Source organism: Rhodanobacter sp. FW106-PBR-R2A-2-24, assembly GCF_058789615.1.
Map to the genome: position 1 here is coordinate 534,414 of NZ_JBYTBV010000002.1, position 23,093 is coordinate 557,506.

Genomic DNA, 23,093 nt, shown 5'->3' on the forward strand with positions numbered 1-23,093 from the left:
CACGATCCGGACGCCGTACGCATGCGAAAACTGATCACCCTGCCGGTTGCCGCCCTGATGGCCGTGGCCGTCTCCGGTTGCCACCTGGTCTACACGCAGGACGTGCGCCAGGGCAACCTGCTCGACAAGAACATCGATCAGAAAGCGGTGGATCAGCTCAAGCCGGGCCTTTCCAAGCGTCAGGTGCTGGTGTTGCTCGGCTCGCCTTCGGTGAGCACGCCGTTCGACCAGAGCCGCTGGGACTACGTTTCCACCTACTCGCACCGCGGCGGCGCGATGCAGGTCAGCCGGATGACCCTGTACTTCAACAACGACACGCTCGACCACGTCGAGGGCAGTCCGTTCCTGGCCAGCAACAAGAACCTCCTGAAGGAAAGCAGCAAGTTCCACACCGACTACCCGACCGACGACGCCAAGGGCGACAAGGACATCAAGGGCAAGGACGAGAAGGACACCGGCACACCGCTGGGCGGCAGCCCGGCGAATGGCGGCCACTGATTGCCCGAGCGGTGTTCAGGCGGTGCCGGCCCGCCGGCGCCGCGCGGCCATCGGATCGAGCCCGAGCGGCCGGTAGATTTCCACCCGGTCACCCTCGCGAAGCGGGTAGTCCGGCACCACCGGACGCGAGAACACGCCAAGCCGCAGCGGCTCGGGCAGATCTTCCGGCAAGCCTCCGGCGCACCGGGCTGCTTCCACCGCCTGCGCAGCCGTGCAGCCGGCCGGCACATCGAGGGACCGGCGCCACAGCCGCGCCGCTTCGGCAAACACCACCTCGACCATGATCTGGCGCTCAGCCATAGAGCCGGTCCGCCACGCGACAGAAATCATCCACCATGCGGTTGGCCAGCCCCTGGAAGCCCAGCCGGAGCACCGAGCCGCCGATGCCGGCATAGTCGAAGTCCAGCGCCAGCGCGACCTTGCAGCCGTCCTCGCCCAGCGCGGTGAAACTCCACAGGCCATCGAGCGAGCGCAGTGGCCCGTCCACCAGGCGGATGTCGATACGCTGCGGCCGCTCGGCGGTGTTGCGTGTGGTGAAATGGTGGCGCAGGCCGGCGAAGTGCAGATCCAGTCGCGCCTCCAGCACATTGCCCACGCGCTCGACCACGCTGGCCGACGAACACCAGGGGAAATGCTTCGGATAGGCTTCCACCCCATCCACCAGGTCGAACATCCGTTCCGGCGAATGGCGCACCAGCGCACTGCGGCGTATCTCGATCACGAAACCCTCGGACTGTGGGGCGCCCAACCACGGCACGACATCGCAACGCTACCGGCATGTCGCCACGAAATGCGAAAATCGGGTAGCACCCACCAAGTTTAGCGGACATGGCAAAAAACAAGGACAAGGACACCACCAAGGGCAGCGGCACCATCGCGCTGAACAAGCGCGCGCGCTTCGAATACCACATCGACCAGCGCTACGAGGCCGGCGTCGCGCTGCAAGGCTGGGAGCTGAAGGCGCTGCGCGCCGGCCGCATCAACTTCGGCGACGGCTACGCCATCGTCATCAAGGGCGAGATCTTCCTGGTCGGCGCGTCCATCCCGCCGCTCATCAGCGCATCCACCCACGTGATCGCCGAGGATCGCCGCACGCGCAAGCTGCTGCTGCACCGCAAGGAGATCGACGCCCTGATCGGCGCGGTGGAACGCAAGGGCTATACCCTGGTGCCCACCGCGATGTACTGGAAGAACGGCAAGGTCAAGGTGGAGGTGGGCCTGGCGCGCGGCAAGCAGGAGCACGACAAGCGCGACACCGAAAAACAGCGCGACTGGCAGATCGAAAAACAGCGCACTATGCGCTCGCACAACCGCGTCTGAAACCTGCTGACGCATGCCCACTCCCGGCGCGACTTCCGCGGCGGGAGCGGGTTCGAACGCTCAATCGTGCCGATCGGCGGCCCGCACCGGCACCGGCCGCAGATCCTGGAAGTCGAAGCTGAAGTCGGTGAGTGGGGAGATCGGCTGCATGCGCATCTCGCGCACATGGCCATCGTCGTCCAGCGCGAAGTTGACGAAGGCGTCGGCATCGAGCGAGCGGTCGTCCCAGCGCACGATGAAGGTATCGTGCTGCCACGGCGTCAGCGTGCCCACCAGCTGTTTCGTGTGGCTGAAGCGCAGGCGCAGCTTGCCGCCTTCCTCGCCGACGACGATGTCGCCGTACCACGGATCGCGGTAGGCGCCGGCGTAACTGGCCAGCGGCAGCGACGGCTTGCTGTGCTTGTCGCGCGCCGCCTCGTGCTTCGCCCAACTGGTGTCGGCGTTCGCCTCGCCCTGCTTCACCGCCTTGTCGTACACCGCTACCCAGTCGGTCTTGTGTGCGGCGTTCAAATACGCATCGAGCACGCGGTAGGTCACGGCGTTGAACGCGGCACCGGATTGCTGGTTGGTCAGCACCACCACGCCCAGATCCGTGCCCGGCACCAGGGTGAGGCGCGAGACGAAGCCCGGCCAGCCGCCGGTGTGCCACACCAGTTTCTGGCCGCGGTAATCGCTGAGGAACCAGCCCTCGCCATAGCCGTAGAACTGCGGCGTGAGTGGTGCCAGCTCGGGGATCGGCGGCTTGCCCACCGGGATCGGTGTGAGCATCGTCCACATCTCGTGGTGGCTCTTGGCCGAGAACAGCGTCTTGCCGTCGGGCAGCTTGCCACCAGCGAGCTGCACGTTCATCCACTTGGCCAGGTCGTTGACGCTGGCATAGATGCCGCCCGCGCCGGGGTCATTCAGCCAGGCCATCGGCGGCACCGGCTTGATGTCCTTGAAATCGTAGGGCGCATGGCCGGTGGCCACGTCCATGCCGGGCTTCAGATAGGTCATGTCGATCAGCGACTCGTCCATGCCCACTGGCTGGAAGAGGTGTTGGCGGATGAAGTCGGCATAACGCTGGCCTGAGACCTTCTCGATCACCTCGGTGGCCACCGCGAACAGGATGTTGTCGTAGGCGTAGTGGCCGCGGAAGCTGTGCTTGATCGGCACCTCGGCGAGACGCTTCACCACGTCCGCGGTGGAGTAGCTGGTCGGCGGCCAGTAGAGGAGATCACCCGCGCCGAGGCTGAGGCCGCTGCGGTGCGCCAGGAGGTCACGCACGCGCATCTCGCGCGTCACGTAGGGGTCGCTCATGCGGAAGCCAGGCAGGTAGTCGATCACCCGGCCATCCATGTCCAGCTTGCCCTCGTCGGCCAGCATCTGCAGTGCCGCCGCTGTGAACGCCTTGGTGTTGGAGGCGATTGCGAACAGCGTGTCCGCGTCCACCTTCGCCGGCTTGCCCAGCTCGCGTACGCCGTAGCCCCTGGCCAGCACCACCTTGCCGTCCTTGACGATGGCCACCGCGATGCCCGGCACCCGGAAGGTCTTGAGCGTGTCGGCCATGTAGGCGTCGAAATCCTGCAGTTGCGCCGGCACGGCGGCCGCTGCGGCGACCGTCGCGGCCGGCGCGGGCGACACCGCCGGCACGGTCTGCGCGGATGTCGCCGTGGCCAGGACGAGCAGTGCGGCGCATACCGCCGCGCGCAAGGAAAGGGGTTGCTGTGGCATCGCAAGCTCCGTGGTCGTGAACCCGGCAACTATCGCCGCAAGCGGCCCTCCGGGCCAGCGCTGGAAGTCATGCCCGGCTTGCGGCAAGCTGCGGAGTTTCGAGCCACGCGAGCGACCCCACACCATGGATGCCCTGCCCCGATGGATCGGCCAGCACGCCCTTGTCCTGTGGGCCGCCCTGCTGATCCTCGCCCTGCTCGCCGGCGACTTCGGCTGGCGCCGTGCTCGCCGGCGGCGCCTGGCCGCCACCGGCAAGGACGACTACCTGGCCCTGCGGCCCGGCCCGGCGCTCGCCCTGTCGACGCTGCTGGGCGCCGTGTTCGTGCTGCTGCTGTGGGCCGTGTGGACTCAGACTGCGCTGCTGCGCTTCGACGACATGCTCACCCGGACGCTGCACGACAGCCTGCCCCCGAGTCTGTTGCAGGTGCTGGCCGTGCTCACCTGGCTGGGCAAGCCCCTGCTGCTGGCGCTGGCCGGTGCATTGGTCGCGCTGCTGCTGGCGTGGCAACGCCGCTGGCGCCTGTTCGTGCCCTGGTGCGTGGCGCTGGGCGGCACCGTGGTGTGCGGCGAAGCCGCCAAGCACCTCGTCAGGCGCATCCGCCCGTTCGACGGCCACGGTTTCGTGGTGGAAACCGGCTACAGCTTTCCCAGCGGTCACGCCATGATGAGCATGGCGTTCTTCGGCATGCTGGCCTATCTGCTGTTGCGCCACGTCCTGCCCCGCCACCACCGCGACACCGTCGCCGCCGCCGTCGCCCTGGTGACCTTCGTCGGCTTCAGCCGCGTGATGCTGCAGGCGCACTACCTCTCCGATGTGCTGGCCGGCTACGCACTCGGCGCCTTCTGGCTGGTGCTGGGCATCGCCCTGGCCGAGTGCCTGCGGCAGGGCAAGCGGGATCATGGCTAGCGCTCCACCGGGCAAGCCGTGCCGCCATCTCGAACTTCGCAAGAACCCACCGTCCTGCGGTAGCGCCAGGGCAAGCACGACAACCAGGAAGCGGTGGCGATGGCCGTGCCGCCACGACAGCCGCAGCCGTCCGACGCCGGTGCCCGCAAGTGCCGCCGCGCCTGTGCGCGTCGTCACTGCGGCCACACCGGCGTTCGGGCAGGATGACGCTGGCGGCTTTCGTGCCCGCCGTTTCGCGAGGACGCCATGAGCCACGCGCAAGCGCTCGATCCCGACCTCACCCGTCCCAGCCAGAACGGCGTGTACTTCGTCGGCGACACCGATCTCGAACGGCTTGGTGCCAGCGCGCGACGCGAGGAGCTGGTGGTGCGCGGCTGCGATCTGGCCGGCTGCCACGACCAGGCCGAGCTGCAGCGCCGGCTTGCCGCGATGCTGGATCTCGCACCCGGCGACGGACACGGCTGGGATGCACTGGCCGATCGCCTGCGCGAGCCCGGTTGGCTGCCGGCATGGGGTCACGTCTGGTTATTCGGCCATGCCGGTGCCCTGCATCAGGGTGCCGAGAGCGCCTTTGATATCCTGCTTGGCCTGCTGGACGACGCCGCCACCTTCGCACAGGATGCCGACCGTCCGTTCTTCGCCTTCCTCGCCCTACCCAACCACAGCCCAGACCTCGCATGAGCCAACCGCCGCTCTCTTTCGAACTCGACCGCGATTTCGTGAAACTCGACAACCTGCTCAAGCTCACCGGGGTATGCGACAGCGGCGGCGCCGGCAAGCAACTGGTGGCCAGCGGCGCCGTGACGGTGGATGGCCAGGTCGAATTGCGCAAGACCTGCAAGATCCGCGTGGGCCAGGTGGTACGGCTGGATGGCGTGGAAATCCACGTGCGCGCCGCCGCCAGCTGACGCGGCGCGATCTGCTGGCGCAGGCCGGCGCTTTTGCGCGCCGGGCTGGGCCGCCGGCATCAATGCCGCTTGCGCTGACGCACCACGCTGAGTTGTGGCGGGCCGTGGCGCGGACGCGGATCGAGCAGGCGCTCCAGCGCGGCCACCGGCAGGCCGGCGGCATACAGGTAACCCTGTCCTTCGTCGCAACCCGCCTGTTGCAGGAACTCGTGCTGTGCCTCCAGCTCGATGCCCTCGGCGATGGTACGCAGGCCAAGGCTGCGCGCCATCGCCAGGATGGCCTGCACGATGGCTACGTCGTTGGCCCCGTGCGGCAGACCGGTGACGAAGGAGCGATCGATCTTCAGCGTGGTCACCGAGGGCAGCTTGAGGTAGGCCATCGAGGAATAGCCGGTGCCGAAGTCATCAATGGCCACCTCCACGCCCAGGGCGTGCAGGTCGCGCATGGTGCGTTCGGTGTCGTCACCCAAGCGCAGCATGGTGCCCTCGGTGGCCTCCAGCGAGATCCGGCCGCGCGGCACGCCGTGCGCCTTCAGCGTGCGCTCCAGATGCGCCACGAAGCCGGGGTGACCGAAGCCGCGCGAAGAGACGTTCACTGCCACCCGCACCGGCGGCATGCCGGCGCGCTCCCACGTGCTGATTTGCTTGCAGGCCGCCTGCAGCACCCATTCGTCGATCCGCCGGATCAGGCCCAGGCTCTCCGCCACCGGGATGAACTCCGATGGTGGCAGCTCGCCACGCTCGGGATGCTGCCAGCGCAGCAGCACCTCCACCGCCACGATACGGCCGCTGCGCATGTCGACGCTGGGCTGATAGCACAGCCGGAATTCGTCCTCGGCCAGCGCACGGCGCAACTCGGACACCAGCAGCAGGCGCTGGCGCGCGTTGGCCTGCATCACCGGCGTGTAGTAGCGATACGCGTTGCGCTCGGCGTTCTTGGCCACGTACATCGCGGCGTCGGCATTGGCGATCAGGGTCGTGGCGTCGGCGCCGTCCAGCGGATAACCCGCGATGCCGATGCTGGCGCTGAGTACCAGCTCGCCATCGTCCACCAGGATGGGTTCGGCCAGGCTGGCCAGGAGGCGCTTGGCCATCGCACCGGCGTCCTCGCGCAGCGCGAGGCGGTCGATCAGCACGGTGAACTCGTCGCCACCGATGCGGCCCGCCACGTCGTGCTCGCCCAGCTCGCGCTCGATGCGCTCGGCCACTTTCTGCAGCAAGCGATCGCCCACCGCATGGCTGTAGCTGTCGTTGACGATCTTGAAGGCGTCCAGATCCACGAACAGCACAGCCATCGCCGCACGCGTGCGCGCCGCCAGGGCGATGGCCGACTCGCAGCGCCGCTCGAACTCGGCGCGATTGAGCAGGCCGGTCAGCTGGTCGTGGTTGGCCAGGTGTTCCAGCCGGTGCCGCTGCGCCTTCTGCGCATGGATATTGCTGAACACCGCCACGTAGTGTTGCACCAGCTTCTGCGAGTCGCGGATCGCGCTGATGCTGAGGTGTTCGGGATAGCCACTGCCGTCGGCGCGCTGACCCAGCACCTCGCCGCTCCAGTGCCGCCCGCCCGCGATGCTGGCCCACACCGATTCGGGCAGCGCCGTGCCATCGGGCAGCCGGCGCAGCTCGTCGAATCGCCGCCCCTTCACCGCCGCGATGCCGAAGCCGGTGATTTCCTCGTGCGCCGCGTTCACCGACAGCACGCGCCGCTCGGCATCGGTGATGATGACGCCCTCGGCGATGCCGGCCAGCGCTTCGGCCGCCACTCGCCGTTCGCGCTCCAGCGCCAGACGCTCGGAAATGTCGCGCACGATCACCTGCCGCACGCTGCGCTCGCCCCACACGGTGTGGCTCACCTGCATTTCCACCGGTCGCTGCGTGCCGGCGCCATACAGCAGGGCGTGTTGCGCATGGCCCACCGCATGGGTTGCGCCAGGCACGAACAATGCCTCGAAACACACGCCGTTCAGCTCGACCGGTTGGCGTCCGATCCAGGCGGCGGCCAGCCGGTTGACGTCGATGACGCAACCGCTGGCCTCATCCACCATGACGATGGCCACGGCCGCGCTCTCGAACAGCAGGCGGTAACGCTCTTCGCTGCCACGGATGCGATCCAGCACACGCCGTGCCATGTTGACCCACAGCATGGCCACTACCAGGAGGCCCAGCAGCACGGCCGCGAACAAGAGCCGTCCCAGCCAGATCGCGCCATTCACCAGCACCAGCGAAAAATGTTTGCTGCGTGGGCCGATGTAGGTATTGATGGCGCCGATACGCGCGCGTTGGCGGGCGATCTCCGCCGCGGCGGGAATCCCGGCGGCGTAACCGCGCTGCAACTCGTCGGCCACCGCGTCCAACTGGTCGAGCGAAGCGTCGGTGGCGCGCCACGCATCGATGGCCTGCGCCATGTACGGCACGTCCGCGAAATGGCGCAGCATGAAGGTCATGCCGCCCTCGGCCGCCGGCAGCAGGTTGCCCTGCAGGAACACCTGATGCACGCGCGCCACGTCGTAATGCCCGGCGATGATGGCCTCGCGCGCCCAGCGATCGGCCGCCATCACCTGCGCGCTGCGGCGGTAGTCGGCAAGGGTGGCCGGATCGCCACGCTGGGCATAGGCATCGAGGTCGATCACCGCCTGCTTCTGCGCCTTCGACCACACGCTTTCGCTGTTGAGGAAGCCGGCCAGGGTGATCTGCACCTGCAGCACGCCCCAGGCCAGCGCGATCACCAGCACAACGGCGACCGCCAGCCCCCAGGCCAGCGGCATCAACCGGCGCCACAGCGGCTGTTGCAGGCCGCTGGGCAACCGCGCGCCATCCCGATTTCCCGCCACAGCCTCGCTACCGGTCGGGCACTCTGCCCGGCCGGCCAGCGCTTGCGGCGCCTTTGACCGTCCTAGCCAACCTTGCATCGCCTCGCTCCGCTGGCGCAGGTTGCTGGGGATACCCCCGCGCCTTCATGTGGTTAACCGCTACCACGGAGCATCGGCACCCCATCGTCGAACTTGAGCCGGGTCTTCTTGCCGGAAGCGGGGTTCATCGTGCCGCCGGGCCCGACCTGGCCGGGCCCGGCGCGTCGATCAGGCCGCCACCTCACCCGCCATGAGCGCCCCATGGTGGGTGCGGATGCAGCGATCGCCCAGGAGGATCATGCAGCGGTAGCTGCGTTCGATGCATTCGCGCAGATGCGCCACTTCCGCCGACGATGGCGCCTCGCCCAGGAGCGTGCAGACGATCTCCAGCGCCTCCCACGGGTGGGTATCGTCATAGGCGGCGTGCAGTTTCAGCCAACGCAGGCTGGCGGCGCGGCTCTCCGGCGGAAAACTGTCGTGATACTCCGCACTTTCGTACACCATCCGCGACCACTGCCCGGTGGCACCCTCGATGGCGTAGTTGGTGGCCACCAGGCCCGCCGCCAGCGTGCCCTGCGTGCAGATTTCCTCGCACCAGCAATACAGGCCATCGGTGCCGGCCGGCGCCGGCCGACGCAGCAGATCCCCGCGCGCCACACCGGCGCCCTCGGCCCACTCCAGCCAGTATTCGGCATGGTTCTGCTCCACCCGGATGTTGCGCACCAGCCAGCGCCGCGCCATGTCGTCACCTTCGCTGCGGCCGTAGCGCGTCTTCAGGAGGCTCAACGCCATGTAGCCCGGGAAGCGCTCGATGAAGGGCCACAGGCCAGCCATGAAGTTGTAGGTGGACGGCTCGTCCAGCGTGAGCGTGGTCATCCGCGCCCAGATTTCGTGGCCAAGCACCTGGCGGTAGGTCGGCTCGCACTGCACCACCATGTCCTGCGCCCAACGCGGATAGCTGGACAGGTCGGTCAAGGGGCCACTGCGTTCGAATCGGGTATGCATGGAACTCTCCTGACAGGATTGAGGATGTTCCGGTTGCTTGCCTATTCACGCGGTTGGCCGGGAAACCGGGGCCACGGCCACCCGCGACCCCGCGGCAAACCACGCCACGACATCGTGTGCCATGCCCGGACTTCCGGCGCCCCCACTCGCTGCCGATGGCGTCCCATGGCCGCCATCGAGCATAGCAACCCGCCACCGAAAATACGGCGCCCGTCGCGCCATGCCGCCCATTGCCGAATGGGCGCGCCTGCCGGCAAGATGGCTTGGCAACCCTTCGCACTATCGGGAACCGCCATGTCCGCCCCCCAGCCGACTCCCCCATGCCGCGCCCGTCCGTGGCTGCTCCTGCTCGCCCTGGGCCTCGCCAGCGCCGCTTCGGCGCAGGCCGCCGACCGCGCGCGCCTGCAGCGCGAGGCGCAGGCGGTGACAATTACCCGCGACGATTTCGGGATCGCCCACGTGCACGGCAAGACCGATGCGGACGCCGTGTTCGGCATGGCCTACGCGCAGGCCGAGGATGATTTCCACCGGGTGGAGCGCAACTACCTCACCGCGCTGGGCTGGACCGCGCAGGCCGACGGCGAGTCGGCGGTCTGGCAGGATCTGCGCCAGCAATTGTGGGTCGATCCGGCGCAGTTGAAACAGCTCTACGCACAGAGCCCCGCGTGGCTGCGGCAGTTGATGGATGCCTGGGCCGACGGCCTCAACGCATACCTCGCCGCGCACCCCGACGTGCACCCGGAGGTCATCACGCACTTCGCGCCATGGATGGCGCTGTCCTTCACCGAGGGCAGCATCGGCGGCGACATCGAAGACGTATCTCTGAGAGACCTCGCCGCGTTCTACGGCGACAAGCACCCGCAACTCGCAGCGGCAAACCCGCCCAGTTGGGCGGAGCCCACCGGCTCCAACGGCATCGCCATCGCGCCCAGGCTCACCACCGACGGCCACGCGCTGCTGCTCATCAACCCACACACCTCGTTCTACTTCCGCAGCGAGCTGCAGATGTCCAGCGACCAGGGGCTGGACGCCTACGGCGCGGTGACCTGGGGCCAGTTCTTCATCTACCAGGGCTTCAACCGGCACATCGGCTGGATGCACACCTCCACCGGCGTCAACAACGTGGACCAGTTCGCTGAAACCATCGTGCATGACCGGTGCAAGGTCTTCTATCGCTATGGCAAGGCACTGCGCCCGGTGACCGCGCGCGTGATCGCGGTGCGCTACCGCAGCGCCGACGGCACGATGAAGACGCGCAGCTTCACCGCGTACTTCACCCACCACGGCCCCATCGTGGCGGGCATCCACGGCAAGTGGATCGCGCAGGCGCTGATGGACAAGCCGATCGCGGCGCTGGAGCAAAGCTGGCTGCGCACCAAGGCGCACGACTACGCCAGCTACATGAAGGTCGCCGAGCTCCAGGCCAATTCCTCCAACAACACGCTGTTCGCCGACGACCAGGGCGAGATCGCGTTCCTGATGCCGCAGTTCGTGCCGAAACGCGACAACCGTTTCGACTACACCAAGCCGGTGGATGGCAGCGATCCGGCCACCGACTGGCAAGGCCTCACGCCGCTGAAGGATCTGCCGCAGGCAGTGAACCCGGCCACCGGCTGGGCGATGAACACCAACGACTGGCCCTACTCCGCCGCCGGCGTAGACAGCCCGAAACGCGAGAACTATCCGCGCTACATGGACAGTTTCGGCGAGAACCCGCGCGGCAAACACGCCACACACCTGCTCACCGGCGCCAGCGGTTTCAGCAAGGCCAAGCTGATCGCCAGCGCGTTCGACTCCTGGCTGCCAGCCTTCGCGCGGCAGATTCCCATTCTGCTGAAAGATTACGACGCCCTGCTCGCGACCGATCCGCGCAAGGCCAAGCTCGCCGCGCCGATCGCCGTACTGCGCAGTTGGGATTACCACTGGGGCATCGCCTCCATCCCCACCACGCTCGCGGTGTTCTGGGGCGACCGGCTGTGGGATGAGGTGACGCCGCTGGCCGCCGCCAGCGAGCTCGATCCCGACCAGGACGTCACCCGCAGCTACGACTACATGGCGACCAAGGCCACGCCCGACATGCGCCTGAATGCGCTGCTGGATGCTGTGGACACGCTGACCCGCGACTTCGGCGACTGGGGCATACCGTGGGGCGAGGTGAACCGCTACCAGCGGCTGGACGATGCGATCCACCCGCATTTCGACGACACCAAACCCAGCCTCGCCATCCCCTTCACCTCCTCACGCTGGGGCTCGCTGGCCTCGTCCGGCGCGCACACCTGGCCGGGCACGAAGAAGTATTACGGCTCCAGCGGCAACAGCTTCGTAGCCGTGGTGGAATTCGGCCCCAAGGTCAGCGCGCGCGCCATCCACGTCGGCGGGCAGAGCGGACATCCCGGCTCGAAGCACTTCACCGACCAGGCCGAGCGCTACGCCAGCGGCAACCTGCGCACCGTGTATTTCTGGCCGGAGCAACTCGAGGGCCACACCGAGCGCGTGTACCACCCCGGCCTGCCAGTGACGCCATAAGACGCAGCGATCAAGCCGACGCGGCGATCCGCCCCACCTCGGCCAGCACTGCCTTGCGCCGCGTGCCGTCCACGTCCGGGTTGACGTAAAACGCCGTCACCAGCAGCGGCTGGTGTTGCGGCGGCCAGAAGATCGCGATGTCGTTGTTCTCGCCATGCGAGCCACTGCCGGTCTTGTCGCCCGCGCGCCAGTCGACCGGCACGCTCGCGCGCAACTGGTCGAGTCCGGTGCCCGTGGCGCGCAGCCATGTCGTCAGCAGGCCGCGCGATGCGGCGGACAACGTATCGCCGAGCAGCAGCGCATGCAGGTCGCCCAGCATCGCATCCGGCGTGGTGGTGTCGCGCAGGTCACCCGGTGCACCGACGTTGAGCCCAGGTTCAAAGCGATCCAGCCGGGTCAGTGCATCGCCCAGCGTGCGCGCGAACGCGGTGACGGCGGGCGGCCCACCGAGGCTGGCCAGCAGCAGGTTGTCCGCGGTGTTGTCGCTCACCGTGATCGCCGCCGCGCACAGTTCGGCCACGCTCATGCCCGGCGCACCCACGTGCTGGCTCGTCACCGGCGCCCAGGCCAGCACCGCGTCGCGCGCGACCACGATGTGCCGATCCAGCCGCTCCCCGCCACGATCGACCCGCGCCAGCACCGCGCCCACCGTCAGCAGCTTGTGCGTGCTGCACATCAGGAAGCGCTCGTCCGCGCGATGGCCGTGGCGGCGGTTGCTGCCGGTGTCGAGGATGGCCACGCCGAGACGCCCGCCATGCCGGCGCTCCAGCGCGGCCAGGCGCGCGTCGACGTCCTGGTCGCCATGCGCCCAGGCAGGACGTAGCGCCAGCGCGCAGGCGCCAAGCGCCGTGGTTTTCAGGAATTGGCGGCGGTGCATGCGGTGCTCCGACGATGGCGCGATGGTGAGGGACGACCATGCTGCCAGCGCCGGCGGGCTTGCCGCGGCAAAACCCATGGCAAAGCCGTGGCGGGCGTCGCCGTCACGCCGCCGGGATCTGCAAGCCCCGCTGCACCGCCGGCCGCGCCAGGCCACGCTTGAGCCAGGCATCGACGTGCGCAAAGCGCGCGTAGTCCACCAACGCACCCGCGTTGTACCAGCCGATCAGGTTGTTGACCCAGCCCAGCATCGAGATGTCGGCAATCGTGTACTCGTCACCCATGATCCAGTCGCGCCCGGCGAGGCGCTTATCCAGCACGCCGAGCAGACGCTTCGCTTCGTTGACGTAACGCGCCAGCGGGCGCTTGTCTTCGTACTCGCGACCGGCATATTTGTGGAAGAAGCCCACCTGGCCGAACATCGGGCCGATCGAGGCCATCTGGAAGAACAGCCACTGGATCGTCTCCCAGCGTCGCGCCGGGTCGGCCGGCAGGAACCGGCCGGTCTTTTCCGCGAGATACAGCAGGATCGCGCCCGACTCGAACACGGCCAGCGGCTGGCCGCCGGGGCCGTGCGGGTCGATGATCGCCGGGATTTTGCCGTTGGGATTGAGCGCGAGGAACTCCGGCAGATGGCTTTCGTCCTGACTGATGTCCACCCGATGCGCCTCGTAGGACAAGCCGGTTTCCTCCAGCATGATCGACACCTTCACGCCGTTGGGCGTGGGCAGCGAATACAGCTGCAGGCGGTCGGGATGTTGCGCCGGCCAGCGGCGGGTAATGGCGAAGGCGGAGAGATCGGTCACGGTAGAGGCTCACGCAGTGGAGGCATTCCACATGGCGGCGCCAGACCCGCGCTTCAATGGTGACGGAGGGCATGCGCAGCGCCTGCCGGTTCCGGCGTAAGCTCGGCAGGCTTATCCCCCAAGGAGCCACCGCATGCCCACCGTCCACGCCTATGGCACCCATGCCGCCAGCCAGCCGCTGGCCCCACTGGCCATCGAACGCCGCACGCCCGGCCCGCACGACGTGCAAATCGACATCCGCTGGTGCGGCGTCTGCCACTCCGATCTGCATACCGCGCGCAACGAATGGCACAACACGCTCTACCCCAGCGTGCCCGGACACGAGATCGTGGGCACGGTGAGCGCCGTGGGCGATGCGGTCACGGCGTTCAAGCCGGGCGACAGCGTGGGCGTGGGCTGCATGGTGGACAGTTGCCGGCACTGCGCCTCCTGCGAGAGTGGCGAGGAGCAGTATTGCGAAAACGGCTTCACCGGCACCTACAACGGCCGCGGCAAGACCAATACCTGGGGCGGCTACGCCGAGCGCATCGTGGTGGATGAAGGCTTCGTGCTGCGCGTGACGCATCGTCCCGAGCAGCTCGCCGCGGTGGCGCCGCTGCTGTGCGCCGGCATCACCACCTACTCGCCACTGCGCCACTGGGGCGCCGGCCCCGGCAAGAAGGTCGGCATCGTCGGCCTGGGCGGACTGGGCCACATGGGCGTGAAGCTCGCCCACGCGATGGGCGCGCAGGTGGTGCTGTTCACCACCTCGCCCGGCAAGGTGGCCGATGGCAAGCGCCTGGGCGCCGATGCAGTGGTGATCTCGACCGACCCCGCGCAGATGGCCGCGCACGCCGGCAGCTTCGACTTCATCCTGAACACCGTCGCCGCGCCGCACGACCTCGATCCCTTCCTCGCCCTGCTCAAGCGCGACGCCACGCTGTGCCTGGTCGGCGCGCCGGCCACGCCGCACCCCTCGCCCACTGTGTTCAACCTGATACTCAAGCGCCGCCAGCTCGCCGGCTCGCTGATCGGCGGTATCCGCGAGACGCAGGAAATGCTGGATTTCTGCGCCACGCACGGCATCGTCAGCGACATCGAAACCATCGCTATGCAAGACATCAACACCGCCTACGAACGCATGCTCAAGAGCGACGTGAAATACCGCTTCGTGATCGACATGGCTACGCTGGCCACGGCGTAAACCCGGCGACATCGCGCGGCCAGGCCGCCGTTCGCGGCGACCTGGTGTCTACGCCGCTTCACGCAGTCTTGCCCAAGGCCCCACCACGATCCACGCATGCACGATCTTGTCGCCGGTACACGCACGGACAACCCCGACCCGAGCACCCACCGCAAGACATCGACACGTATCGGGCGTTCTCCGGGTACCGCCCGGTGGAAGCGCCGCGCCGCCGCGCTGCTCATGCTTGCCCTGGCGTCCGCGGGCGCCAGGGCCGATACGCCGCTGCGCGTGGTCTATCCGCACCCGGAGTCCGGCCAGGATCGCCGCGCCGACTACCCGCTGGCGCTGCTCAAGCTGGCGCTGCAACGGAGCGGCGTGGCCTACACGCTCCAGCCGGCCCAAGCCGGGATGCAGCAGGATCGCGCGCTGCGGCAACTCGCGGAAGGCCGCGACATCGACGTCGTCTGGACGGTCGCCACGCGCGAGCGCGAGCACGACCTGCTGCCCGTCCGCATCCCGATTGACCGTGGTCTGATCGGCTGGCGCGTGCTGCTGATCCGCGCCGACGAACAGCCCGGCATGGACAAGGTGCGCTCCATCGGCGATCTCCGGCGTTTCCGCGCCGGACAAGGGCACGACTGGCCCGATCTGGCCATCCTGCGGGCCAACGGCCTGCCGACGGCGGCCAGTTCGACGTATGACGGGCTGTTCAAGATGCTGGCCATGCAGCGCATCGACTACGTGCCGCGCTCCATCGCCGAGGTGGAGCCCGAACTGGCCAGGCACGCCAGCCTGCACCTGGCCATCGAGCAGCACCTGCTGCTGCACTACCCCTCGGCGCTGTACTACTTCGTGAACCGGCGCAACCAGGCGCTGGCCGACGCCATCGCGCGCGGCCTGCGGCATGCGATCCGCGACGGCAGCATGCAGGCCTTGTTCCAGCGCGACTACGGCACGCTGGAAAAAAACCTCGCCCTGCATCGGCGCCGGCGCATCGAACTCGTCAATCCGCTGTTTCCCGGGGACGCGTCGACCGGCAGCGCCAGCCTGTGGTTCAAGCCGGCGGCGACGCCATGAATCCTGCGCGATTCGCGCCGCGATCCGTCAGCGCGCGCCTGATGCTGGCTTGCCTGGTGATGAGCACCATGGCCTCGATCGTCGTGGCCGGCCTGCAATTGCACATACTTTCCCTCCAGCAACGCGCCTACGCACGCCTGCAGCTCGACAACATCGGCCAGGCCGTCGTCCCCGGACTGGCCGCCGGATTGTGGTCGGTGGACGCCGAGCGGGTCGGCCTGCTGCTGGACGGCGCGATGAATTACCCCGGCGTCGCCTCGGTGCAGCTCGCCAGCGAGGGCAAGCGGTGGCAACGCGGCCGCACCATCGCCAACCCCGCGATCACGCGCGTCTACCCCGTCGTCTACCAGCACGACGGCAGCCACCTGCTCGGGCAATTGACCGTCGAGATCGGGCGCGGCTACATCAACGAGCAGTTGCGCCGATCCTTCATCCGCATCGGCCTCACCACTTTTGCCGGCCTGGCCTGCGCTGCCTTGGCGCTGCTGTGGCTGTTCCGGCGCATGGTGGCGCGCCACCTGGAACGCATGGCGGATTTTGCCGGGGAACTCGGCCTCGACCGGCTCGATACGGCACTCGTGCTGGATCGCCCCGCGCGCCCGGTGCCCGACGAAATCGAGCAGCTGGCGCGGTCTTTCAACCAGTTGCGCGAACGCCTGCGCGAGGACATCGGCAAGCGCGACCAGCAGGAGCAGGAACTGCGGCTGTACCGCGACCAGTTGGAGCAGCTCGTGCGCCAGCGCACGGCCAAACTGGAAGAGCAGGCGGCGCTGCTGGACAGGCAACGCCTGGAAATGCAGCAGCTGGCGCAGACCGATGGCCTGACCGGGCTCTACAACCGCCGCGAGTTCATGGCACGCCTGCGGCAGCGCCTGGCCGACCAACGCATGCACGACGCCGCGGCCAGTGTCTGCATGCTCGACATCGACCACTTCAAATCCATCAACGACCACCACGGCCATGCCGGCGGCGACCTGGCGCTGGTGGCGCTGGCCGACGTCTGTCGGCGGGAAATGCGCGTCACCGATATCGTCGGGCGCCTCGGCGGCGAGGAATTCGGCCTGCTGCTCGGCGACACCACCACCGCCGCCGCGCTGGCCTCCGCGGAGCGCCTGCGCAAGGCCATCGAAGCGCTCCAGGTACCACTGCCGGGCGGCCCCCCGCTGCGCATGACCGTCTCCATGGGTGTGGCCAGCCGGGCCAACCGGCAGGAAGACGCCGACGCCCTGCTGGCGCGCGCCGACCATGCGCTCTACCGTGCCAAGCACGCCGGCCGCAACCGCGTCGTTGTCGCCGACGCAACCTGAGCGCCCGCGAACGCTATCGCCGCCAGGCTCATCCGGCGACGCCCCCGCAGTGACGTTCGCATGGCCCGATAGGCGACGCCGTCTGGCGGCAAGCACCCCCTTCCGGCAGAAGAGCGGTTGAGGCGAGATCCACGCCCTTGGCCGGCGACGCGCCATTTTCGCCAGCCGGGGGAAGCACCGCCGAGACGGCGCATGACCCGCCGGCGGGTGACGGCGAACGCCGATCAACGTTTCGCGTGATCGCCCGGCTGGTAGTGGCCGGGCTCGGCACGGAACGGGATGGCGAGACGGTTCCAGCCATTGATTGCGATGACCGCCAGCGACAGATCCACCAGCTCCTTCTCGCCAAACTGCGCGCGCACCTCGGCGTACAGCGCGTCCGACACCTCGCCGTGCGAGATCAGGGTCAGCGCCTCGGTCCACGCCAGCGCGGCACGCTCGCGCGGGCTGTAGAACGGCGCCTCGCGCCAGGCGTTCAGCAGGTACAGACGCTGCTCGCTCTCGCCGGCAGCGCGCGCATCCTTGCTGTGCATGTCCAGGCAGTAGGCGCAGCCATTCAACTGCGAGGCGCGCATCTTCACCAGTTCCAGCAGCGCGTGTTCGAGGCCGCAATCATCGACATGCTGCTGCAGCTGCAACATGGCCTTGTAACCATCCGGAGATGCCTTGGGGTAAGCAAAACGCTGGGACATGGCGCCAACCTCGGATTGAAGGAAAGCCCAGCCTACGCCACCCGCCCCGGCCACCACCCATGACCTGCATCAGGCCCACGTCCCCAGCCCCGCCGGCCATGCGGATCATCCGAACGCCTCGCCTCAACCCGGCCCCAGCCGCTCATGCCCGCGCCTCCGCTTGGCCGCAACCGCCTACGGCATGTACATGCCGCCGTTGACGTGCAGGGTTTCGCCGGTGATGTAGGCCGCCGCCGGCGAGGCGAGGAAGCCCACCGCCTTGGCGATGTCGCTGGCTTCGCCAAGGCGGCCCAGCGCGATCTGGCCGAGCAGGCCGGCCTTTGCCGATTCGGGCAGGGCACGCGTCATGTCGGTATCGATGAAGCCCGGCGCCACCACGTTCACGGTGATGTTGCGCGAGCCGATCTCGCGCGCAAGGCTCTTGGAGAAGGCGATGATGCCGGCCTTGGCCGCCGCGTAGTTGGACTGGCCGGGATTGCCGGTCAGGCCGATCACCGAGGCGATGGAAATGATGCGGCCCTTCTTCGCCTTCATCATGCCGCGCATCACCGCCTTGGAGGTGCGGAACACCGAAGAGAGATTGGTGTCCAGGATGGCCTGCCAATCCGCCTCGGGCATGCGCATCAGGAGCTGGTCGCGGGTGATGCCGGCGTTGTTGACCAGAATCGACACCGCGCCGAATTCCTTGGCGATGCCGTCGATCAAGGCCTCCACCGCCGCTGTGTCGACCACGTCCAGCACGCGACCGTGACCGCCGTGCGCGGCCAGCCGCTCGCCGATGGCGGTGGCGCCGGCCGCGCTGGTCGCCGTGCCGATCACGGTGGCGCCCATGGCGGCCAGTTCGTCCGCGATCGCCGCGCCGATGCCGCGCGAGGCGCCGGTGACCAGCGCGATTTCACCCTGCAGTGGCTTGCTCATGGATCGTCCTCTCGTCAACGCGATCGTCCGTGGTCGCAAGAATAAATGGGCAGCCATCCATGGCGGCACTCTTCATCAAAAGCCGTCGCCGCTCAGCACCACTCGGTGCGCGCGGCGTCGAACTCGGTCGGCGTGCCGATGACGCGCCCCTCGATGCCCTTGTCGATGCGCTTGGCCAGGCCGGTGAGCACCTTGCCTGGACCGCATTCGGCAAGGCGCGTGGCGCCGCCCGCGGCGAGCGCCTGCACGCACTGCGTCCAGCGCACCGGCAGGTAGAGCTGGCGCTGCAACGCACCGCGGATGTCGTCCAGCGACTCGTAATGCTTCGCCTCGGCGTTCTGGATCACCGGGATGGACGGCGCCTGCCACGTGATGGTGGCCATGCGCTCACCCAGCGTGTCCGCCGCGTCGCGCATCAGCATGCAGTGCGAGGGCACCGACACGGCCAGCCTGACGGCCTTCTTGACGCCCAGTTCGGCGAGCCTGGCCAGCGCGCGATCCACTGCCTCGGCATTGCCGGCGATCACCAGTTGACCGGGCGAATTGAAATTGGCGGGCGCCACCACCTGGCCTTGCGCGACCTCGTCGCAGACCTGCGCGATCTGCGCGTCGTCGCCGCCGAGGATGGCCGCCATCGCGCCCACGCCCGCCGGCACCGCCGCCTGCATCAGGCGGCCCCGCTCAGCCACCAGCGCGGCGGCGTCATGCAGCGACAGGGCACCGGCGCACACCAGCGCGCTGTATTCGCCCAGGCTGTGGCCCGCCAGTTGCGCCGGCTGTGCGCCGCCGAGCTTGCCCCACACACGCCACACCGCCACGCTGGCCGCGAGCAGTGCAGGCTGGGTGTTCTCGGTGCTGTTCAGGCGCTCCTCCGGCCCCTGCTGGGAAATCTCCCACAGGTCGACGCCCGCACCCTGCGAGGCTTCGTCGAAAGTCGGCTTCACTTCCGCATGCGCGGCGGCCAGCTCGGCCAGCATGCCGACCGACTGCGAACCCTGGCCCGGAAAAACGAAGGCGAGATTGGAATGGGTGGTGCTCATGCAATGTCTCCTGCTCAAAACACGAAGCCCCTCACCCCGACCCTCTCCCGGCAAAGCCGCGGGAGAAGGAGTATCTGGCGGCGCGGCTCTTCCGAATCCCGGACTCCGGGCTCCACATCCCGTGCCCCGAATGAGTGTTGCTTCCGCGGCTTGCCCCGCGGGCCATCGGCGTCGCCGATGTTCGACCCGGCATCCTGCGGCGCTGTCCGAATGCCGGCTTTTAAAACCGCAGCAGCGCCGAGGCCCAAGTAAAACCGCCGCCGAAGGCTTCCAGCAGTAGGTTCTGTCCACGCTGCACCTTGCCCGAGCGCACGGCGTGATCCAGCGCGAGCGGCACCGAGCCGGAGGAGGTGTTGGCGTGCTGGTCGACGGTGACGATGACGCGCTCCATCGGCATCTCCAGCCGCTTGGCGGTGGCCTCGATAATGCGCAGGTTGGCCTGGTGCGGGATCAGCCAATCGATCTGGGCCGCATGCATGCCGGCGGCCTGCAGGGTCTCCTCGACCAGCGCGTCGAGCGTCTTCACCGCGACCTTGAACACCTCGCGGCCTGCCATCTTGATGCGCACGCCGTGGTTGGGCTCGTCAGTGAAACCGCTGGAAACGCCCACTGGATTCCACAGCAGCTCCTTGTAGCCGCCGTCGGCGTGCAGGCAGGTGGCGTGGATGCCCGGCTCGCTGGCGGCACCCAGCACCACGGCGCCGGCGCCGTCGCCGAACAGCACGCAGGTTTCGCGTTCGTTCCAGTCGATCATGCGCGTGAGCGTTTCGGCACCGATCACCAGCGCCTTCTTCGCCTGCCCGCTCTTGACGAACTTGTCGGCGATGCCCAGCGCGTACATGAAGCCCGAGCAGGCGGCGTTGACGTCGAACGCGGCACAGCCGTTGGCGCCGAGGCGCGCCTGCACCAGGCAGGCGGTGGACGGGAAGATGATGTCGGGCGTGGTGGTGCCCAGCACGATCAGATCCAGCTCCGACGCCTTCACCCCGGCCGCCTCCAGCGCGCGCTGCGCGGCGAGCAAGGCCAGGTCGCCGGTGGTCTGCCCGTCGGCGGCGATGTGCCGCTGGCGGATGCCGGTGCGCGTGCGAATCCATTCGTCGCTGGTGTCGACGAGCTTCTCCAGGTCGGCGTTCGTGACCACGCGCTCGGGCAGCGCGCTGCCGGTGGCGAGGATGCGGGAGTAGATCGAGGCCATGGCGCTTTCCGACAAACCTAAACCGTGCATTGAACGCCGCGCGCGACACATGCGCAAGCGTTCGTGCAACCGTGCACGCAAAACGGCGCGTTGCCGCGCCGTTTTGCGTAGTGCGTCCCGCGGGTCAAGCAGCGACCCCGCAGGCAATCAGTCGTCGATCGATACGGCACCCTTGGTTTCGATGACCTTCTTGCCGCGGTAGTAACCGTCGGCGGTGACGTGGTGGCGCAGATGCACCTCACCACTGGTCGGGTCGGTGGACAGCTGCACGGTCTTCAGCTTGTCGTGGGCGCGACGCATGCCGCGGGTGGACGGGGTACGGCGGCTCTTGGCAACGGCCATGGTCTTCTCCAACTGAACCAGATGTTCGATTTCTACGAGATCGTCGCCACACGGCGACGACCGGGTTTACTTCTTCAGCTCGCGGAGCACCGCGAACGGATTGTCCTGTGGCGCGGCGTCCTCGCCTTCCTCGTCGCCGCCAACGACCGCATCGGGCAGGTGGCTGTCCGGATTCATCGGCACCAGCGGCAAGGCCAGCAGCAGCTCGTCCTCGATCACGTCCGCTGGCGCCAGGCGACCATCCTCGGCCACCAGCAACGGCTCGCAACCCGGGGGCAAGCCTGCCTCGTCCCGTTCCTTGCGGATCAGTCCGAGGCGGTTATCCACCGTGACCGGCAGCGCGAAGGGCTCCAGCGTACGCTGACAGAGCAACGTCAGCGGCGCCTGCGCATGCACCTCCACGTAATCCGTACCCAGCGCGTCACGGCCGAAATCCAACCGGTAACTCACCATGCCCTCGCTGCCGGCCAGTGCACTGCACAGGCGCGGGAGCATGGCCACGGGGAGCGACCCTTCGAACGAACGCCGCGCCGACACCATGCGCCATGCGTCCACGGACTCTGGCAGTGTCACGGACATAATCGGTGAATGGTAGGCAGCCAGACCATTCAAGTCAACCATGGGATCAAGCGCTTACACCGTCACGCCAGCCATTTTGCCTGATCCGCCGCATTTGCGGCAGACTGCGCGCCTGTCCTCCGGCGAGCCGCTCGCGTGAACCTTTCCCTGATGCTCGGCGTGCTGGCGGTGGTGGTGACCGTCGTTTCGGCACTGTGGGCGCTGACCTCCAGGCGCTGGCAGAACCATCGCGCGGCGGCTCTGCAGCAATTGCTTGACTTGGCCGACCGGCTGGAAGCCGATCTCAAGAGCTGCCGGGCCGAGCTGGCCCAGGCGCACGCGGTCATGACGATCAACCCCGACACCCCCGCCGCCAGCGAGCACGACGCGAAGCACGCGGTGGATGCCGGCCTGCAAGCCCTGCTGCGCCAGCGCATCTGGATTCGCGACCATGCCGCCCGCGCCAGCCAGCGGGAACTGGACGAAACCGCCGCTGCGATGCGCGCCAGCCGCGAGCGCCTGCAACCGCTGCTGCAGGCGCTCGCCGCCGCCCAGCATGATCTGGACAGCGCGATGCGCGACCACATCCACCGCGACGCCGAATGACGACCCACATCACCCCACCACGCATCGTACTGGCCTCCACCTCGCGCTACCGCGCCGAGCTGCTGCGCCGACTGCTGGCCGATTTCGAACAATGCGCCCCCGGCACCGACGAGGCTGCCCTGCCGGGCGAGGCGCCAGCGGCGCGTGCCGCGCGACTGGCCGCCGCCAAGGCCGCCGCCGTGGCCGCGCCGCTGGACAACGCGCTGGTGATCGGCTCCGACCAGGTAGCCGTGCTGGACGGCGCGATCCTCGACAAGCCCGGCAGCGTCGCCCACGCCTGCGCCCAGCTCGCTGCCAGCGCGGGCCGCGTGGTGCACTTCCACACCGGCCTGTGCCTGCTCGACACCCGCAGCGGCCGCGAACAGTTGCACGTGGATCACACCCGGGTGCACTTCCGCGCCCTGGGCGCCGCCGAGATCGCACGCTACGTGGCGCGCGAGCTGCCGCTGGATTGCGCGGGCAGCTTCAAGTGCGAAGGCCTGGGCATCAGCCTGTTCGAGCGCATCGAGAACGACGACCCCAGCGCCCTGATCGGCCTGCCGCTGATCGCGCTCGCCCGGCTCCTGCGCGAGGCCGGCATCGCCATGCCGTAGCCGGCGACAGCGCCTGCCGTTACTCTGCAAGCTCAACCTGGCCGGCCGTCGAGACACAGCCCGTCAGCGCGATCCATGGATGGATCGCTCGCCGACCAAGCCCGCAGTGGCCATATCGGCGGAACCGAGCCCGTCGGGCTTGGCGCGTTGAAAAAGCGCAGGGAGGCGCTTTCCCGACATCCTCCAAGAGAG

24 protein-coding genes are annotated in these 23,093 nt (G+C 68.2%); 11 read left to right on the forward strand and 13 right to left on the reverse strand.

The features are described 5' to 3' along the window. Positions 1-21 precede the first annotated feature (21 nt). Positions 22-498 carry an outer membrane protein assembly factor BamE gene (locus AC3WQA_RS03520; protein WP_492673714.1) on the forward strand — a complete coding sequence of 159 codons (477 nt, stop codon included), beginning with the start codon at positions 22-24 and terminating at the stop codon, positions 496-498. Positions 499-513: 15 nt separating this feature from the next. Here AC3WQA_RS03520 and AC3WQA_RS03525 read toward each other — a convergent pair whose 3' ends face one another. Beyond that, positions 514-798, reverse strand: coding sequence for an RnfH family protein (locus tag AC3WQA_RS03525; RefSeq protein ID WP_492673715.1), 285 nt, complete (start codon positions 796-798; stop codon positions 514-516). Next, the gene (locus AC3WQA_RS03530; protein ID WP_492673716.1) at positions 791-1,219 is read right to left on the reverse strand and encodes a type II toxin-antitoxin system RatA family toxin; all 429 of its coding nucleotides are present in this window, start codon (positions 1,217-1,219) and stop codon (positions 791-793) included. The genes AC3WQA_RS03525 and AC3WQA_RS03530 overlap by 8 nt, the downstream gene beginning before the upstream one ends. 107 nt (positions 1,220-1,326) lie before the next feature. Between AC3WQA_RS03530 and smpB the strand changes: the two genes are divergently transcribed. After that, positions 1,327-1,818 (forward strand): SsrA-binding protein SmpB, encoded by a 492-nt coding sequence (smpB, locus tag AC3WQA_RS03535; protein ID WP_492673717.1) that lies wholly within the window; start codon positions 1,327-1,329, stop codon positions 1,816-1,818. Between the two features lie 60 nt (positions 1,819-1,878). Here the strand turns inward: smpB and AC3WQA_RS03540 are convergent, their stop codons facing one another. Next, complete coding sequence (locus AC3WQA_RS03540; RefSeq protein WP_492673718.1) at positions 1,879-3,531, reverse strand: serine hydrolase; 1,653 nt, start codon at positions 3,529-3,531, stop codon at positions 1,879-1,881. Positions 3,532-3,655: 124 nt separating this feature from the next. On the opposite strand from AC3WQA_RS03540, the gene AC3WQA_RS03545 reads away from it, so the two are divergent. The 3 genes from AC3WQA_RS03545 to AC3WQA_RS03555 all read left to right on the forward strand — a co-directional run bounded on the left by AC3WQA_RS03545 (position 3,656) and on the right by AC3WQA_RS03555 (position 5,346). After that, positions 3,656-4,438, forward strand: a complete 783-nt coding sequence (locus tag AC3WQA_RS03545) for a phosphatase PAP2 family protein (protein WP_492673719.1) — start codon at positions 3,656-3,658, stop codon at positions 4,436-4,438. Positions 4,439-4,684: 246 nt separating this feature from the next. Then, the gene (locus AC3WQA_RS03550) at positions 4,685-5,119 is read left to right on the forward strand and encodes a barstar family protein (protein ID WP_492673720.1); all 435 of its coding nucleotides are present in this window, start codon (positions 4,685-4,687) and stop codon (positions 5,117-5,119) included. Next, positions 5,116-5,346, forward strand: a complete 231-nt coding sequence (locus AC3WQA_RS03555) for an RNA-binding S4 domain-containing protein (RefSeq protein WP_492673721.1) — start codon at positions 5,116-5,118, stop codon at positions 5,344-5,346. The genes AC3WQA_RS03550 and AC3WQA_RS03555 overlap by 4 nt, the downstream gene beginning before the upstream one ends. Before the next feature lie 59 nt (positions 5,347-5,405). On the opposite strand, the gene AC3WQA_RS03560 is transcribed toward AC3WQA_RS03555, so the two are convergent. Both AC3WQA_RS03560 and AC3WQA_RS03565 read right to left on the reverse strand, forming a co-directional pair. Beyond that, positions 5,406-8,150, reverse strand: a complete 2,745-nt coding sequence (locus AC3WQA_RS03560) for a putative bifunctional diguanylate cyclase/phosphodiesterase (RefSeq protein WP_492673722.1) — start codon at positions 8,148-8,150, stop codon at positions 5,406-5,408. A gap of 273 nt (positions 8,151-8,423) precedes the next feature. Next, positions 8,424-9,200: an iron-containing redox enzyme family protein gene (locus AC3WQA_RS03565; protein WP_492673723.1), complete on the reverse strand. Its 777-nt coding sequence runs from the start codon at positions 9,198-9,200 to the stop codon at positions 8,424-8,426. A 294-nt stretch (positions 9,201-9,494) separates the two neighbouring features. Here AC3WQA_RS03565 and AC3WQA_RS03570 point away from each other — a divergent pair, with 294 nt between their 5' ends. Beyond that, positions 9,495-11,726: a penicillin acylase family protein gene (locus tag AC3WQA_RS03570; protein ID WP_492673724.1), complete on the forward strand. Its 2,232-nt coding sequence runs from the start codon at positions 9,495-9,497 to the stop codon at positions 11,724-11,726. A gap of 10 nt (positions 11,727-11,736) precedes the next feature. Here the strand turns inward: AC3WQA_RS03570 and bla are convergent, their stop codons facing one another. Both bla and AC3WQA_RS03580 read right to left on the reverse strand, forming a co-directional pair. Then, positions 11,737-12,603: a class A beta-lactamase gene (gene bla / locus AC3WQA_RS03575; protein ID WP_492673725.1), complete on the reverse strand. Its 867-nt coding sequence runs from the start codon at positions 12,601-12,603 to the stop codon at positions 11,737-11,739. Positions 12,604-12,706: 103 nt separating this feature from the next. Beyond that, positions 12,707-13,408, reverse strand: coding sequence for a glutathione S-transferase N-terminal domain-containing protein (locus tag AC3WQA_RS03580; protein ID WP_492673726.1), 702 nt, complete (start codon positions 13,406-13,408; stop codon positions 12,707-12,709). 133 nt (positions 13,409-13,541) lie between these two features. On the opposite strand from AC3WQA_RS03580, the gene AC3WQA_RS03585 reads away from it, so the two are divergent. From AC3WQA_RS03585 to AC3WQA_RS03595, 3 genes are all read left to right on the forward strand, one after another. Next, a complete protein-coding gene (locus AC3WQA_RS03585; RefSeq protein WP_492673727.1) occupies positions 13,542-14,591 on the forward strand; it encodes an NAD(P)-dependent alcohol dehydrogenase in 1,050 nt (349 codons plus the stop codon). 96 nt (positions 14,592-14,687) lie between these two features. Then, positions 14,688-15,650: a substrate-binding periplasmic protein gene (locus AC3WQA_RS03590; protein WP_492673728.1), complete on the forward strand. Its 963-nt coding sequence runs from the start codon at positions 14,688-14,690 to the stop codon at positions 15,648-15,650. After that, on the forward strand, positions 15,647-16,957 hold the full coding sequence (locus tag AC3WQA_RS03595; RefSeq protein ID WP_492673729.1) for a sensor domain-containing diguanylate cyclase: 1,311 nt from the start codon (positions 15,647-15,649) through the stop codon (positions 16,955-16,957). Before AC3WQA_RS03590 ends, AC3WQA_RS03595 begins: the two co-directional genes overlap by 4 nt. Positions 16,958-17,181: 224 nt before the next feature. On the opposite strand, the gene AC3WQA_RS03600 is transcribed toward AC3WQA_RS03595, so the two are convergent. The 6 genes from AC3WQA_RS03600 to AC3WQA_RS03625 form a co-directional block, all read right to left on the reverse strand. After that, a complete protein-coding gene (locus tag AC3WQA_RS03600) occupies positions 17,182-17,649 on the reverse strand; it encodes a carboxymuconolactone decarboxylase family protein (protein ID WP_492673730.1) in 468 nt (155 codons plus the stop codon). A gap of 174 nt (positions 17,650-17,823) precedes the next feature. Then, positions 17,824-18,567, reverse strand: coding sequence for a 3-oxoacyl-ACP reductase FabG (gene fabG, locus AC3WQA_RS03605; protein ID WP_492673731.1), 744 nt, complete (start codon positions 18,565-18,567; stop codon positions 17,824-17,826). A 92-nt stretch (positions 18,568-18,659) separates the two neighbouring features. After that, the gene (gene fabD / locus AC3WQA_RS03610; protein ID WP_492673732.1) at positions 18,660-19,607 is read right to left on the reverse strand and encodes an ACP S-malonyltransferase; all 948 of its coding nucleotides are present in this window, start codon (positions 19,605-19,607) and stop codon (positions 18,660-18,662) included. A 220-nt stretch (positions 19,608-19,827) separates the two neighbouring features. After that, a complete protein-coding gene (locus tag AC3WQA_RS03615; protein WP_492673733.1) occupies positions 19,828-20,802 on the reverse strand; it encodes a beta-ketoacyl-ACP synthase III in 975 nt (324 codons plus the stop codon). A gap of 147 nt (positions 20,803-20,949) precedes the next feature. Continuing rightward, positions 20,950-21,144: a 50S ribosomal protein L32 gene (gene rpmF, locus AC3WQA_RS03620; RefSeq protein ID WP_492673734.1), complete on the reverse strand. Its 195-nt coding sequence runs from the start codon at positions 21,142-21,144 to the stop codon at positions 20,950-20,952. 66 nt (positions 21,145-21,210) lie between these two features. Further along, positions 21,211-21,684 (reverse strand): YceD family protein, encoded by a 474-nt coding sequence (locus AC3WQA_RS03625; RefSeq protein WP_492676312.1) that lies wholly within the window; start codon positions 21,682-21,684, stop codon positions 21,211-21,213. A 174-nt stretch (positions 21,685-21,858) separates the two neighbouring features. Here AC3WQA_RS03625 and AC3WQA_RS03630 point away from each other — a divergent pair, with 174 nt between their 5' ends. Further along, positions 21,859-22,308, forward strand: coding sequence for a hypothetical protein (locus AC3WQA_RS03630; RefSeq protein ID WP_492673735.1), 450 nt, complete (start codon positions 21,859-21,861; stop codon positions 22,306-22,308). Further along, positions 22,305-22,901 carry a Maf family protein gene (locus tag AC3WQA_RS03635; RefSeq protein WP_492673736.1) on the forward strand — a complete coding sequence of 199 codons (597 nt, stop codon included), beginning with the start codon at positions 22,305-22,307 and terminating at the stop codon, positions 22,899-22,901. Before AC3WQA_RS03630 ends, AC3WQA_RS03635 begins: the two co-directional genes overlap by 4 nt. Positions 22,902-23,093 lie beyond the last annotated feature (192 nt).

What these genes read in the sequence shown, in the direction of transcription:
- AC3WQA_RS03600 (WP_492673730.1), bottom strand. Translation starts at nt 17,649, where the DNA reads ATGTCCCAGCGTTTTGCTTACCCCAAGGCATCTCCGGATGGTTACAAG.
- AC3WQA_RS03570 (WP_492673724.1), top strand. Translation starts at nt 9,495, where the DNA reads ATGTCCGCCCCCCAGCCGACTCCCCCATGCCGCGCCCGTCCGTGGCTG.
- fabG (WP_492673731.1), bottom strand. Translation starts at nt 18,567, where the DNA reads ATGAGCAAGCCACTGCAGGGTGAAATCGCGCTGGTCACCGGCGCCTCG.
- AC3WQA_RS03565 (WP_492673723.1), bottom strand. Translation starts at nt 9,200, where the DNA reads ATGCATACCCGATTCGAACGCAGTGGCCCCTTGACCGACCTGTCCAGC.
- AC3WQA_RS03615 (WP_492673733.1), bottom strand. Translation starts at nt 20,802, where the DNA reads ATGGCCTCGATCTACTCCCGCATCCTCGCCACCGGCAGCGCGCTGCCC.
- AC3WQA_RS03550 (WP_492673720.1), top strand. Translation starts at nt 4,685, where the DNA reads ATGAGCCACGCGCAAGCGCTCGATCCCGACCTCACCCGTCCCAGCCAG.
- AC3WQA_RS03635 (WP_492673736.1), top strand. Translation starts at nt 22,305, where the DNA reads ATGACGACCCACATCACCCCACCACGCATCGTACTGGCCTCCACCTCG.
- AC3WQA_RS03520 (WP_492673714.1), top strand. Translation starts at nt 22, where the DNA reads ATGCGAAAACTGATCACCCTGCCGGTTGCCGCCCTGATGGCCGTGGCC.
- smpB (WP_492673717.1), top strand. Translation starts at nt 1,327, where the DNA reads ATGGCAAAAAACAAGGACAAGGACACCACCAAGGGCAGCGGCACCATC.
- bla (WP_492673725.1), bottom strand. Translation starts at nt 12,603, where the DNA reads ATGCACCGCCGCCAATTCCTGAAAACCACGGCGCTTGGCGCCTGCGCG.
- AC3WQA_RS03625 (WP_492676312.1), bottom strand. Translation starts at nt 21,684, where the DNA reads ATGGTGTCGGCGCGGCGTTCGTTCGAAGGGTCGCTCCCCGTGGCCATG.
- AC3WQA_RS03585 (WP_492673727.1), top strand. Translation starts at nt 13,542, where the DNA reads ATGCCCACCGTCCACGCCTATGGCACCCATGCCGCCAGCCAGCCGCTG.
- AC3WQA_RS03555 (WP_492673721.1), top strand. Translation starts at nt 5,116, where the DNA reads ATGAGCCAACCGCCGCTCTCTTTCGAACTCGACCGCGATTTCGTGAAA.
- AC3WQA_RS03525 (WP_492673715.1), bottom strand. Translation starts at nt 798, where the DNA reads ATGGCTGAGCGCCAGATCATGGTCGAGGTGGTGTTTGCCGAAGCGGCG.
- AC3WQA_RS03595 (WP_492673729.1), top strand. Translation starts at nt 15,647, where the DNA reads ATGAATCCTGCGCGATTCGCGCCGCGATCCGTCAGCGCGCGCCTGATG.
- AC3WQA_RS03540 (WP_492673718.1), bottom strand. Translation starts at nt 3,531, where the DNA reads ATGCCACAGCAACCCCTTTCCTTGCGCGCGGCGGTATGCGCCGCACTG.
- AC3WQA_RS03545 (WP_492673719.1), top strand. Translation starts at nt 3,656, where the DNA reads ATGGATGCCCTGCCCCGATGGATCGGCCAGCACGCCCTTGTCCTGTGG.
- fabD (WP_492673732.1), bottom strand. Translation starts at nt 19,607, where the DNA reads ATGAGCACCACCCATTCCAATCTCGCCTTCGTTTTTCCGGGCCAGGGT.
- rpmF (WP_492673734.1), bottom strand. Translation starts at nt 21,144, where the DNA reads ATGGCCGTTGCCAAGAGCCGCCGTACCCCGTCCACCCGCGGCATGCGT.
- AC3WQA_RS03590 (WP_492673728.1), top strand. Translation starts at nt 14,688, where the DNA reads ATGCACGATCTTGTCGCCGGTACACGCACGGACAACCCCGACCCGAGC.